The following is a 13,890-nucleotide window of genomic DNA, read 5'->3' on the forward strand; positions in this document are numbered from 1 at the left end:
GACTTTTTGCTGCATTTTGTGCCTCCTTGACCTTATGTATGAAAGGTCTACTGGCTGTCAGAAACCAGTAATTCAAGTACCTTTCCCAACCCCATTTTCCTCATAAAAAACGGCACTTTCCCTTGTTTTATGAACAATAACAGAGGGAACACACCCATTTCCAGTAATAACCATCCTATCATAAATTCTACTAAAATGACGAGAGGCTGATTGTCCTGAAACGATCCCGGGTTTAGGAGAAAAGACCGAGAAAAAATCCAGTAACAAAAAGCTGGCAGCAGTCCAAATCATCTCCGCGTGAAAGTGAAGGGGCTTGGTTTAATTCCACCTTTTTACCGTTTAGATAAACATCATATGAATTATGAGTTAACTTTATTGTTGAATCGTCTATCGTAGCAGTAATAGGACTGGGCATTTTCCCCATCAAGTTTATTAACATGCCTCCTCATCATGGGGAACCAAAAAAGCTAGAATCAAATTGAATCCAGTACTGGTCTTTGAAAAAGGCACGAATTCCAATATAATGTAATACTGGAATAGAATTTTAAGTAATAGAATTGCCAACGACCAAATCCCCTAAGAAATTTGAAAGGTAGTGTAAACCATGCGTAGCAAACCCATCTTAACCGGAATGATGAAATCCTGATCGTTTCCTTAATTTTAGTTGGAGTTCTAAATACTGATGATACCAATGGAATCCATCAAAATTTAAAAGTGTCGGATGTAGAAGAAGCGATAGTCCCCCCTGCTGCTGCTGAGCGTTTGGCCCATCCTGATGTCATTTACACACCTGATGGGATGTATAAAAAAGCTCAAATTTCAGCACCAGCCTTCACTGATAACGAAGTAGTCTACGACGCCTCTAAGACGACGGCTGAAACAAAGGTTATTATTGCATATGATGCAGCTTACATTAAGAGTGCCGATAACCATTAGTTATTTACAAAAGAGTATGCCTGCGCGGATGGTCTATTTTCATGCGATTTTCTGGGCATTCCTACGAGTAAAACACAAGGAGGGTTTAATATGATTCATCTTTTCAGAAAGAAGATATCTCTTAGTATGCTTTGTGGGCTTCTTTTTATTTTCACTATTCCCAACCCCACCTCTGCAGCACCTGTTAGCCGCCCCATCGATGTTAACATCAACGGAAAATTTGTGTCTTCAGACAGCAGTCCTTTCATTCAGGCTGGCAGGGTGATGATCCCGGTTCGATTGTTAGCTTCATTTGGTCTGCAATTCTCTTGGAACCAAAAATCCAATGAGGCTACAATAACTAGCTCAACAGGCGATGTTTTTAAAATGATACAAGGACAACGTACTGCTTATAAAAATAATCGGCCTGTCGAGATGGACAGCGAGGCGGGAAACTATAGTGGACGCATCATGGTCCCTGCTCGTTTTGTTAGCGAGGCATTCGGTTACTCTGTTTTTTACGAGAGCGCTCGCGGAATCTTGTTTATCAACGGGAAGGACTATACTCTAGATCCATCAAAATTCTCCTCAACCAAGTTACATGAAGCGCGTTTAGCAGCAATATCCTTACCCATTCATTTTCCTTTTAAAGATGCGAGTAAAAGAGAAAATGACAAAAAAGAATACTACGTGTACAGCTTCGCCAAAAATGATGCGTCTAAATATGCCTATGACAATGGCGGGGTGATTACAGTAGTTGAAATCAATGGGTCGAAAGCGGAAGCAGTGGGGCAGTTGGTACTTGAAGAAGTGATGCTCGATTTATATAAAATCTTAGGGGGCAAAGAACCTGATTATTTCTCAGAATTGTTCGAGGACAATTTTGCGTATGATAGCGGAAAGCATTACGCCTCGTACAATACAGCAGGTGGCTCAAGAAAATCGTTTAATTATGTAACGAAAAACTATGGGGAGATTATCCAGCCGATTCCTGCTCCTTAGTGCATTTTCATATAAAAAATTTTCACAAAATGAAGTCCCGATACAACTTCGGGTTCTGCAAATAAAAGGACAAACCCGACTGGAGGTGCTAGCCATGCAGTGGGAAGATGTTCGAAAGATTTACCCCAATCAATACGTTAAGCTGCAAATCCTTGCTTCTCGTACTGTAGGTAATATCAAGTTTGTAGATGATGTCGCCCTTATCCGTGCCATTCAAGATCCGGAAGAAGCAACCAAGGAATTGCTGCAATCTAAAGATGGCATATTTGTATCCCACACCGCAAATGATCAGCTGCAGATTATAATTCGTTCAGTCCGTGGCTTTCGAGCCAATGAAATACAGTAGTAGATACGATGCCCAGCGCTGCCCATCTCTCTGTTGTTCGTTTTGATAAGTTATAATATGAAAGAGGTGGTGCTTCTCCATGTCCATTTCTAAGGAACAATTGGATCATAGTCTTTGTGGAAAATCATATGTAGAGCTGAAAGACCTGGTCCAGCTTATCGAAGACAATTTTGGCTATAGCGTGACTCTGCAAAGAAAAAAAGAACGTCACATACTTACGGAAGAACAGAAAGCTAGGATAACTTCTTTTATTTTTAAGGATGAGAGTGTTCTATCCCAGCTTCATCAGGCCATGAACGACCGCGGGCACGGAATTTCCACTTACAGTGACAGCGAAGAGGCATTTGCACAATTATTGAAACATCAGAATGATTGAACGTTATAAAGTGTTCTGGAGCACTTACGCACGGACAGCTCTTGCCCGAAGGCGCGATTATAAGATAGACCCCATGAACGTCTTCAGACGATCCAAATCAGTATTGGCTGAGGAAGGGGTGTCTCATTATCTTTTGGCGCATTGATCCTGACGACGAATAGCCTAGCCATAAGACTTCTCTTATGGATTAGGCATTTTTTATTGCCGCTCCTCCGATTCATTTATTCCCTCCAAGTAACCCTTACACAGGCAAAAACCAATGCCCTAACGCGTTCCCCCTCCACCTCGCACATAAAGTTTATTTGCTCCACTTCCGCTTTCCCGTACTCCCCTTCTCCCGGTTCTCATATACTTTTTAAAAGACCAAAACTGCCGGTTTTGCCTCGGGATTCTGCCCGGCATAGCCAGACCAACTGAGGAAAGAGAGGTCCCTTCATGAACCACGACGAGCTAGCGGCGCTGGAAGCCTCCATTGCGGAAATCACCGAAATTGCCTCCGGATTCGGCTTGGATTTTTACCCGATGCGGTACGAAATCTGTCCCTCGGATATCATCTATACGTTCGGCGCTTACGGCATGCCAACCCGGTTTTCACACTGGAGCTTCGGCAAAAATTTTCACAAAATGAAGTCCCAATACGACTTCGGGCTGAGCAAAATTTACGAGCTGGTCATCAACTCCAATCCGTGTTACGCGTTCCTGCTTGACGGCAATTCGCTTATTCAAAATAAGCTGATTGTGGCTCACGTGCTGGCCCACTGCGATTTTTTTAAAAACAATGCCCGCTTCTCCGCCACCAACCGCGATATGGTCGAGAGCATGTCAGCCACCGCCGAACGAATTGCCGGGTATGCCGTCAACTACGGCACGGATGAAGTAGAACGGTTTATTGACGCCGTGCTTGCGATCCAGGAGCATATCGACCCCAGCCTGATCCGCCCTCCCGGTATCTCCGACAAAAGCACCCAATATGACAAGCGCCTACGCCAGGCCCGCCAGGAGGCCACCGCCGCCAAGCCGCCTGGACCTTACGACGAGCTGTGGGCGCTTGACACCTTATCCGAGCAGGCGGCGGAGACGGGAAACTCCGAGCTGTCTTTTCCGCCTGAGCCGGAGAAAGACATTGTCTGGTTCATCCAGCAGTATTCGCCGGGTCTGGAAGACTGGCAGCGGGACATTATGACGATGCTGCGGGATGAGATGCTGTATTTTTGGCCGCAGATGGAAACAAAAATCATGAATGAAGGCTGGGCTTCCTACTGGCACCAGCGCATTGTGAGAGAGCTCGATTTGACGCCTGAGGAGACAATCGAATATGCCAAACTGAACAGCTCTGTGGTTCAGCCCTCGCGGCAGAGCCTGAATCCTTATTACCTTGGCTTGAAGATTTTTGAAGACATTGAGAAGCGCTGGGACCGGGACAAAATGTTTGAAGTCCGCGAGCTCGACTCCGATATTTCATTTATCCGCAGCTATTTGACGAAAGAACTGGTGACCGACCTGGATCTTTATGTGTTCGAGAAAAAAGGACCGGAGTGGAAAATCACAGACAAAGCCTGGGAGAACGTACGCGACCAGCTGGTGCTGGCCCGGGTAAACGGCGGGTTCCCTTACCTGGTGGTGCAGGACGGTGATTACGGCCGCCGCGGCGAGCTGTACATCCAGCATCGGTATGAAGGGATCGAGCTGGATCTCAAATATCTGGAACGCACGCTGCCGCACCTGTACCGTTTGTGGAGCCGGACGGTTCATCTCGAAACGGTGGTGGAGGAAAAACAGGCGCTTTTCAGCTATGACGGGGGAAAGGTGCAACGGAAGTTTTTGTAGCGTCGGCGGTGTAGGGCTAAGCTGCAACCGGAGTTCTTTATTACTGCTCTTTATTACTGATCTTCTTTACTGATCTTCTTTACTGATCTTTATTACTGTCCTTAACTGCTCAGCTGTTGACACGGTAGTCATAGGTATACGTATAAAGAACCCGCGACACGGATCAGGGAAATGTGCCCTGCTGCTCCAGTGTCTGCGGGTCTTTTTTAGTCTAGCCATCCACTTCTACTTTCCGGTCGCCCAGCGGCTGAACCGGCCGGTTGTCATGGGCAAAAATGGCTTTGAACGTATCGATCTGCTTTTTGGACCATGGCATCGTCTGTTCCAGTACGATCCATTGCACCCCTTCCGTACAAGGCGGTGTAGTAAGCGAACCCTGGTAGCGGAACGAATGCAAATCCTGAGGCAGCAGCTTATTCATGTCAAAATCCTCACTGATCTCCACCGCCTCTTCACTAGCTTCAGTCGGGATATGCGACCACAGCTTGTTTAGTTCCGCATTTTCTGTCCCTTGTTTAATGAGAATGCCCAGCACAGCGGTTTTTCCATCATCGCTTTTATTGACAAAATGCAGCTCCATATCGGTATGCTGCCCATCCACCTCATGTTCGCTTGGCAGATGGAAATGGAATTGCTTCAGCGTATACGTTTTGCCTTCCACTACAATGTGATTGTCCGCATTTTGCAGATCAGCCTGAATGGTATGGCCGTTATTCACCAGCGATACTTTGGACGGCTTGTAGTGTACCTCAATTGGCTTTAGCTTCGCGTTCTCCTGTACTTTGGTGTGCTCAATGTTTACAGGCGATTGGGTTTTCCCTACTTCGCAGGGCGCAAACAACTCATCCAGCTCCGCCCAATGCTCCGGTGAAGTTTCTCCTTCGTAGGACCAGTGGGTTTGGTGAGCGCCAGCCGCAGCAGGTTGGCTGCCGCCTGAGTGCTCGGTGGTGGAGGCTTGGCCTTCTCCCGGTGCCGATGCGGATGCGTCAGGTTGAGACTCAGCTGGTTTCTGCGTGGCAGCCGTTGACTGGCTGTCAGGGGCTAACGTTGTGGCAGCGGGCTGGTCTTCCGATTGTGGGGTTGTCGTTTCAGCAGGTTGGTCACTCGCTTTCGCTGTCGTAGCAGCGTGTTGATTGTTGTCTGAGTTCGCCGTGTTCGCTGCCTGCTTGTCGCCGCCGCAGCCTGACAGCAACCCGACGGCCAGAAAGACGACGGCAAAGCGGCTAATCATTTTACTTGGAGTCATCGTAACCCTTCTTCCACTTAGTATGAGAATGCGCAAGGATTATTGTAAATAATGGAAGCAAAGATGGGTAGTGATCAATATCTCTGGATGCAAGAGGATGGCGCTTACATTTGAAAAACTGGTCTTCGGCACTAGGCAGGGGTGGGTCTGGAGCTGGGGGTGAAAAGTTTACGACTGCTTCTTTCTCCATGAATGATATAAGCAGCCTGAAAAAAAGCCTGCAGAGCAGCACGCATATCACGTGTCTCCGCAGGCTGAAGCAGGTTATGGACGATCGATAGTGATGATGAATTGTGAGGTGAGCCACCTGTCGGTGACCACTTCTCCATCTATATACTGAACATTAAAGCGCATTTCTATTTTTAAGAACAATTTTTAATGGGTCCGGATATACCTCTCCCTGAGCAATTGTAAAACTTAATCCAATAAGTTCAGATGCTGAATTTCGGGGAGAATAGCTCACAACTTCATAATCCCCTTCAGACAAATTAACCTGGAATTGACCAGCTATCACGGGTACATACTCGTAAGTGTCATAAGTGACAGATGTTGCCGATCTTCGGATATTTAGCGTTCCGTTCTCTTCTAAAGACGTTCCATTTTCAAAGAGAATCAGTCCAGTGAGCTTCTTCAAAAAGATTTGCAGTTTCTCCGGGTTAGACTTCCCATTGGTTACCGTAAATGCATAAGACAAAGGCCAACTTTCAGTGCCTCTGTAACTAAATAGTTGATATGAACCATCTGGGAGGTAAAAGCTAAAGAAGCCGTCTTTAACGCCAAAGTTGTCCCAATAAACTGCTCCGGTTACAGTGTTCCGTAATGATAGCTTACCCGTGAGCTCCTGATCGCCCCCAGCATAAACAATGTTTCCTGATACATTGTTGCTTTTGAGGACCAGCTGTAAGGAGGATGGATAGGTTACTCCATCTATCACTTTAAAGTTATAAGAGAAATTTCGGCTATTACTTGCGTCTTCATCACTATAACCATAAACTTCGTAATTTCCATCAGTTAGACGGAGGCTGAACTCTCCATTTTGTACTGGAGCGGATGTATACTTATATACATCATCCGATACAACTTGACGGATATACAGTTTCCCCGATTTTCCCGGTGTTCCGTCTTCATAATATACCGTACCTGACACATTTCTATGAATTTGAATGACCAAAGGAGATGGCTCTGTAAGACTATCCTCAACGGTAAACGTATAAGTCAACTCAGTGGTCGTACTTAAGTCATAGTCATAATAACTCGAAACTTTGTACTGACCATCAGGCAAATCCATTTTAAATTCACCATTTGTAAGATAAACAGTCCTATATGTCGCTTCACTAACAGACCAAATTTCAACCCGTCCATCTCCAACACGAGTTCCGTCCTCATATTGAACCACACCCCGAACCGAGTTGCGTAATTCGATAACGAGAGGCTTAGTCTGAGTTATTTTACCGTTAGCGACACTGAATTTGTAAGATAGTGCTCTGTAAAATGATCCGTTACTATATTCATAAATCTCATAGTCTCCATCTTCCGTGTAAAAACTAAAAGCCCCATCCTTTACTTTTGCATAATTGTAAGCATATGTTGCCCCCGTCACGGTCCTGCGAATTTTTAATTGTCCTTCCGCGGGTTTAGTTCCATCCTTATACATAAGGGTACCGGCAACGTTATGGTTCTTATACACTAATTCAACGGAAAGCTTTGGAGGAGTCTCCTGCGTTAAGGTCAGAGTATGCACACCATAGCGGTATTCCTGAGATTCCGAGTCGAAAAGGTCAATTGTGTAAGTTCCGTAAGGCAAAGTAATATCAAATCTGCCGGCTTTGATCGGAACGGTTCTTATCGCCCCATTGTTCTTGTTCCAAATCTCTATCTTCCCACTGTTAACAAGAGTTCCGTTTTCATGAACAACAGTTCCTGTCAACCGCTTCTCTTTGATGACAATACTGAGCGCCTCAGGATCGCTTTTCCCACCATTTACCGAGAAATTAAAATCCATACGCGATGTTCTTTGTGTATCATAGTCAAAAAGAGCTGGGATACTATAGTTTCCATCGGGCATAGACAAATTAAACTTACCGTCCATGACATAGAAGCTTTGAGAAGGAATAACTCCATCCGGTTTACTTAAAGGAACTATTTCCAATCTGCCGTTTTTGACCGGAGTCCCGTCTTCAAATGTAACTGTGCCTGTGACATTCACCTTATTTACCTTAACTACAAGCGGATCGGGGTTTACCTTGCCGCCAGTTACTTCAAATACGAAATCACTATAAGCCGTTATGTCACCAGTCGTTTCATTCATCACTTGATATACCCGATAAGTGCTGTCTCTAAGGTCTATATTAAATAATCCATTAGTGACCTTAACATCATAGGGCTTAGCCGTTGACGACATATCCTTCATATCTCTGAGACGAAGGATTCCCGTCAGAACAGATGAACCGTCTTGGAAAACTACTTTACCCGATACCTTCCCCGGCACTGGCGTAGGCGCAGGTGTCGCCGACGGAGAAGCCTCCGGCGTTGGCGTTGGTGTCGGCGTCGGTACTGCAGGCGATGCCGATGGGGAAGCTTCTGGCGTTGCTGTTGGTACCGGCGTGGCTGCAGGCTCGGAGCTGACAGGATCTGGAGCGGCACCGCCGCCTCCGCCTCCACCGCCGCCAACAACAACTGCGGGTGAAACGGTCGCTTGAGCAGGAACGCTGCTTACAGTCTGCTCTTGTCCGCCAACTTTGACCTTAATACTCGCAGCATCCTTGCCGGCTGCCAGCTTCCCGGGCGCTTGCTCAAAACTGACGCCTGGAGCGTTAACGATGGCGCTGCCGACCGATCCGCCGCCTTTAATTTCAGCCGCCGCGTTCAGAACAAGTTCAGCGATTTTTGCTTTGAGGCTGATTGTGCCGCCTTCGGCTTCTTTTGCAACGTTCAGAGATTGGATTTGGCCTCCCGGAATATCAAGCGTAATCTTCTTGGCCGCCACATTCACGGTGATGAAGCTGCCTTCCAGACTAATACGTGCGCCTTGAGGAAGCTCTTTCAGCAGGTTCACCGCAGCAACTTCCGCACTGCCGGCAGTTTGAATGATGGCGCCGGACTGCAGAGCAACCTCGCGGATGTTCGTTGTGCCTTCGGCGATAACACGGACATTACCGCTTTTCTTGTTTACTGTAACTTGTCCGATCTTGGAGTTTTGAATATGCACGCTGTTCGCGCCGCCGCCGGATACGATAACCGTTCCTGTAACGGTGACATTGCTCAGGTAGGCTTCGCCTTCACCAATTCCTTCGCCCAGCAGCAGGTTGCCGTTGATCACCATGTTCTGCAGAGTTACCCCGGCTGCCTGGACTTCAACGTTGTGATTCACCGTACGGCTGCCTGTTTTCGGACCGTATGTACCGGGTTGATTGTATGCGGTCTTGTCGCCGCGCAGCTGCAGGGAGCGGTCAAGAATTACTACAGCTTCTCCGCGGGTAGCGGGTGCGTTCGGGAGGAACTTGTTGCCGTCATAGCCGGACATGATGCCGTTATCCAGCACAGCGCCAATCGCTTCCTTGCCCCAAGCGGCCATCTGGCCTTGGTCCTGGAAGCCGTTTGCCGAGCCAGAGCCCTGAAGCTGCAGCAGCTTGCCGACCATAACCGCAAACTCCTGGCGGCTGACTTTTTTGTCCGGACCAAACGTGCCGTCTGCATAGCCGGAGATATAACCGGCGGCGGCGGCTTTTTTCAGCTCGGTATAATGCCATTTGGATTGATCTACATCCTTAAAACTGATCTCCTTTTCCTCCGTGAATCCGAAGGATTTGTTGATTAGCGCCACCAGCTCCGCCCGGGTAACCGGACGGTTCGGCTGAAACGTCCCGTCGGGATAACCGGAGATTAGACCCGAATCCATCCACTGCGTAATTTGCTTCTCCGCCCAGTTGCCCGTGATATCCGAAACACTTGCGGCCGAGGCCTTGGTCCCAGGCACAACAGGCAGTACGGACAGGCTTACCGTCAGCGCGACGGCTACAATTTTTGTTGCCAACTGCTTAACTACCAATATGACTCCCCCATTAATGTGCAAATATTGCTTGCCTGAAGGCAGCCTATGACTGCTACCCAAGTCCCAGACAAGTACAATTAATCATAACATAGAGAGGGAAGAAAAATTTATCACATTATGTCGTACAAAAAAGTTTTAGTTTGCTATCGTCCTCCTCAAAGCCTTGCCAGTAAAGCGTTTATTAAATACTTGAGCAGCCGTTTCCGCCCGCAGTCCCCTTTCCGCAAACGATAGTGAAGGATATAATTTCTAGCATATCCCATTATTTTACACGGAGGCGAAAAATGGACTATTTGCTGTTTGTCCCAAAGTTTCTGTATGAAGTCCTAGTTATTTTGACCGCGCTGATTTTGTATGACCGTTTTTTCAAGCGGCGTTCATAGGCGTTTAAGCGTTTAAATGCTTAAACGCACAAATGCAAAGTGCCGCTGAGCTGCCACCGGGGAACAGTGCGAACTCCTTACTGTCTGATGCCCTTGATGCTCCTGCTCTTGCTCTTGCTCTTGTTCTTGCTCTTGCTCTTGCTCTTGCTCTTGCTCTTGCTCTTGCTCTTGCTCTTGCTCTTGCTTCTGCTCTTGCTCTCAATGTCGACTGTGCTCAGCTCAGGCGAAATTTAGCTGTCACGACGGCGAATTCGGACTACCGGTCAAAATTGCAAAAAAGGGAGCGCACGCGCCCCCTTCTCCTGTCCGCTATATAGCTAGTCATTTGTTATACAGCAGCCGTCTGCTATTTAGTTAACCATTTGTTTTACGTCAGCCGACCGCTCTTAACGGTTCAGCAAACTTCCCACATACCGCAGCAGTTCGTTGGCGCAAATCGGGCAGTAGCCGTGCTCCTCAATGAGCCGCCGGCTCACTTCATTGATACGCTTGAGCTGCGCCTCGTCCGGTGTCTTGGTGGAGGTCGTGATCTTCACGATATCCTTCAGATCGGCGAACAGCTTTTTCTCGATCGCTTCGCGCAGGCGGTCATGGTTGCTGTACTCGAATTTTTTGCCTTTGCGCGAGTAGGCGGAGATGCGGATGAGGATTTCTTCGCGGAACGCTTTTTTGGCGTTTTCGGAAATGCCGATTTGCTCCTCAATGGACCGCATCAGCCGCTCGTCGGGCTCCAGCTCCTCGTCGGTAAGCGGATCGCGGATTTTGGTCCAGTTGCAGAACGCCTCGATGTTGTCGAGGTAGTTCTCAAACAGCGTTTTCGCCGATTCCTCGAACGAATAAACGAACGCCTTCTGCACTTCGCTTTTGGCCAAAGTGTCGTATTCCTTGCGGGCGATGGCGATGAAGTTCAGATACCGCTCCCGTTCCTCTTTGGTGATCGACGCATGCGTATCAAGCCCATCCTTGATTGCCCGCAGCACGTCAAGCGCGTTCATGCACTGTAAATCACCCTTGATCAGCGCGCTGGAAATCCGGTTGATGACATAGCGGGGGTCGACGCCGGACATGCCTTCATCCAGGAATTCGTTTTGCATCTCCTTTAAGTCCGCTTCCTTGTAGCCTTCGACCTCTTCACCGTCGTACATTCTGAGCTTTTTGATCAGGTCCATGCCCTGCTTTTTGCTCTCCTTGAGCCGGGTCAGCACTGAAAAAATCGCAGCCGCCCGCAGCGCATGCGGCGCAATATGCACATGCTTCATATCGCTTTGCGCGATCAGCTTGGCGTAGATTTTTTCCTCTTCGGACACCTTGAGGTTATAAGGAACCGGCATGACGATCATCCGCGACTGCAGCGCTTCGTTCTTTTTATTTGAAATAAACGCCTTGTATTCCGATTCGTTGGTGTGGGCAATAATCATTTCGTCCGCGCTGATCAGCGCAAACCGGCCGGCTTTGAAGTTGCCTTCCTGGGTCAACGACAGCAGATTCCACAAAAATTTCTCGTCGCACTTCAGCATTTCCTGGAACTCCATCAGTCCGCGGTTGGCTTTGTTCAGCTCGCCGTCGAACCGGTAGGCGCGGGGATCGGACTCCGATCCGTATTCGGTAATGGTGGAAAAATCAATGCTTCCGGTCAAATCCGCGATATCCTGCGATTTCGGGTCCGACGGGCTGAACGTGCCGATGCCGACCCGCTCCTCTTCCGACAAAAGCACCCGCTGTACGCGCACCTGCTCAATATCGCCATCATATTCGGTTTTCAGCCGCATTTGGCAGGACGGGCACAGGTTGCCTTCGATCCGGACACCCAGCTCCCGCTCCAGTTCCGGCCGCAGCTCCAGCGGAATCAAATGCAGCGGGTCTTCGTGCATCGGGCAGCCCTCAATCGCATAAACCGCGCCTTCATCGGTGCGGGAGTACTGCTCCAGCCCTCTTTTCAGCAGTGTAACCAGCGTGGATTTCCCCCCGCTCACCGGTCCCATCAGCAGCAAAATCCGTTTCCGCACGTCGAGCCGGCGGGCCGCCGAGTGAAAATATTCCTCCACCAGTTTTTCCAGCGCGCGGTCGAGTCCAAAGATCTCCTGTTCAAAAAACCTATACCGTTTGCGGCCGTTTGTCTCCTCCACCCCGTGCGACTTGATCATGTCGTAAATGCGGGCGTGTGCCGTTCTGGCGGGGGAAGGGTCCTGCTTCAACAGTTCGACGTAGTCCTTAAACGTACCGCTCCAAGCCATGCGCTCATGCTTCGCCCGATATGATGCAATCCGTTCAAAAATATCCATAGCCTGCTACCTCCTCACCTGACGTCTGCGCCTGCTTTGCTTAATTTTCATCCGTCTGGGCCTGCCGTCTATCAGCCAAACCGTCCTTTGGTTCAACGTCTAAAAAAGTGTATTACATAACTATGCGCCGGAGGGGGAATAGTTGACCCCTTTTTTGCTGTGCTATAATAGAGCATCAGCATGGAGAGACCGGAAAGGAGACGTCATGTCGGTAAGGCGGGAGACGGAGCTTTATGCTCCTTTGAAGGCTTTTTTTGAGAGCCGGGGATATGAAGTCAAGGCCGAGGTGAACCGCTGCGATCTCGTCGGCGTGCGTGAGGATCTGGAGCAGCCGCTGATCGTGGAGATGAAAAAAACATTCAATCTGTCGCTGCTGCTGCAGGGCGTAGAGCGGCTGCGCATGAGCCCTGTCGTCTATTTGGCAGTGGAACGCCCGCGCGACAAGGGCCGAACCGGCGGGCGGCGCTGGAACGAGCTGTGCGACCTGTGCCGGCGGCTGGGACTTGGCTTGATCACCGTCACGTTTTATAAGACGAAGGCGCCGCTTGTGGAGGTGCTCGCCGATCCGGAAGAGCCGCCGAGCCCGAAGCGCGGGGGCGCGCGGAGACGGGAGCGGCTCCTGCACGAGTTCCGCGAACGCAGCGGCGACTACAACACCGGCGGCAGCACGCGTGTGCCGCTGATCACCGCGTACCGCGAGAAGGCGCTGCGCGTAGCGCTGGCGCTTGAGGCGGCGGGAGCGGAAGCGGCGCTGGCTGCGGAGGCTGCGGAGAGCGAAGCGGCGGAGAGCGAAGCGGCAGCTGGACTCGCCGCGGAAATTGCGGCGCATGGCGAAGCGGCAGCTGGACTGGCGGCGGATGCGCCATCCCGGCCGGACGCCGCATCCGCGCAGACCGGGCCCGGCAAGCGCGGCCGAAAGCGCAAGGCAAAACCGGCCGCGTACGAGGCTGGCGCCTTGCGGAGCGCCAAGCCCGCGGCCGAAGGCGTCTCGCCCGCCGAGCTGCGCCGGCTGAGCGGCGTGCCCGCCGCGGCGGCGATTCTTCAGCGCAACTACTACGGCTGGTTCACCCGGGTGAACCGCGGACGATATGCGCTGACTCCGGCGGGCCGCGCCGCGCTGCTGGAATACGCCGCCGTCACCGCCGCAGGACGCGGGGAGCCGCCCGGCGGCGATTGACGGGATGCTGCACTGCCCTAACCCGTGCGGCGTTCAGGTCATAAGGACCGATGGCATGGGCCGCGTATACCCATGGTTAGAACCGCTAAACGGACCCCTTATAGGCTGCTGCCGATACGGTTACTATACCAACCTCCCCCAAACCAAAAAAACCGTTCTTCTCCCAGATGGCCGGATTACTCCTCCACTCGGCTGAAGAAACGGTTTTTTTGTTGAATATGGTAAAGTCGGCGATGCCTAGTCCAAGGCCAATCGGGCCAGAAGGACTGACGGCACCCTCCGCGC

The 13,890-nt window shown here is 49.9% G+C and carries 7 protein-coding genes and 2 pseudogenes; 6 read left to right on the forward strand and 3 right to left on the reverse strand.

Translation table 11 applies throughout. From position 1 onward, the window contains the following. The first annotated feature begins 1,026 nt into the window (after positions 1–1,026). The 4 genes from ACE6ED_RS26545 (at position 1,027) to ACE6ED_RS26560 (ending at position 4,466) form a co-directional block, all read left to right on the forward strand. Complete coding sequence (locus ACE6ED_RS26545) at positions 1,027–1,917, forward strand: copper amine oxidase N-terminal domain-containing protein (protein ID WP_410830463.1); 891 nt, start codon at positions 1,027–1,029, stop codon at positions 1,915–1,917. Between the two features lie 94 nt (positions 1,918–2,011). Continuing rightward, positions 2,012–2,263 carry a hypothetical protein gene (locus ACE6ED_RS26550; RefSeq protein WP_410830464.1) on the forward strand — a complete coding sequence of 84 codons (252 nt, stop codon included), beginning with the start codon at positions 2,012–2,014 and terminating at the stop codon, positions 2,261–2,263. A 79-nt stretch (positions 2,264–2,342) separates the two neighbouring features. Beyond that, a complete protein-coding gene (locus ACE6ED_RS26555; protein ID WP_410830465.1) occupies positions 2,343–2,639 on the forward strand; it encodes a hypothetical protein in 297 nt (98 codons plus the stop codon). 435 nt (positions 2,640–3,074) lie between these two features. Continuing rightward, on the forward strand, positions 3,075–4,466 hold the full coding sequence (locus ACE6ED_RS26560) for a SpoVR family protein (RefSeq protein WP_410830466.1): 1,392 nt from the start codon (positions 3,075–3,077) through the stop codon (positions 4,464–4,466). 211 nt (positions 4,467–4,677) lie between these two features. Here the strand turns inward: ACE6ED_RS26560 and ACE6ED_RS26565 are convergent, their stop codons facing one another. From ACE6ED_RS26565 to ACE6ED_RS26575, 3 genes are all read right to left on the reverse strand, one after another. Then, complete coding sequence (locus tag ACE6ED_RS26565; RefSeq protein ID WP_410830467.1) at positions 4,678–5,712, reverse strand: carbonic anhydrase; 1,035 nt, start codon at positions 5,710–5,712, stop codon at positions 4,678–4,680. A 343-nt stretch (positions 5,713–6,055) separates the two neighbouring features. Continuing rightward, on the reverse strand, positions 6,056–9,760 hold the full coding sequence (locus ACE6ED_RS26570; RefSeq protein ID WP_410830468.1) for an S-layer homology domain-containing protein: 3,705 nt from the start codon (positions 9,758–9,760) through the stop codon (positions 6,056–6,058). A gap of 772 nt (positions 9,761–10,532) precedes the next feature. After that, complete coding sequence (locus ACE6ED_RS26575; RefSeq protein ID WP_410830469.1) at positions 10,533–12,428, reverse strand: PrkA family serine protein kinase; 1,896 nt, start codon at positions 12,426–12,428, stop codon at positions 10,533–10,535. A gap of 400 nt (positions 12,429–12,828) precedes the next feature. On the opposite strand from ACE6ED_RS26575, the pseudogene ACE6ED_RS26580 reads away from it, so the two are divergent. After that, a pseudogene (locus ACE6ED_RS26580) lies at positions 12,829–13,074 on the forward strand (DUF2161 family putative PD-(D/E)XK-type phosphodiesterase); the annotation flags it as partial. Positions 13,075–13,347: 273 nt separating this feature from the next. Beyond that, positions 13,348–13,605: pseudogene (locus ACE6ED_RS26585) on the forward strand (DUF2161 family putative PD-(D/E)XK-type phosphodiesterase); the annotation flags it as partial. Positions 13,606–13,890 lie beyond the last annotated feature (285 nt).

It is taken from the genome of Paenibacillus nanchangensis, assembly GCF_046543445.1.
GTDB lineage: Bacteria > Bacillota > Bacilli > Paenibacillales > Paenibacillaceae > Paenibacillus_AQ > Paenibacillus_AQ nanchangensis.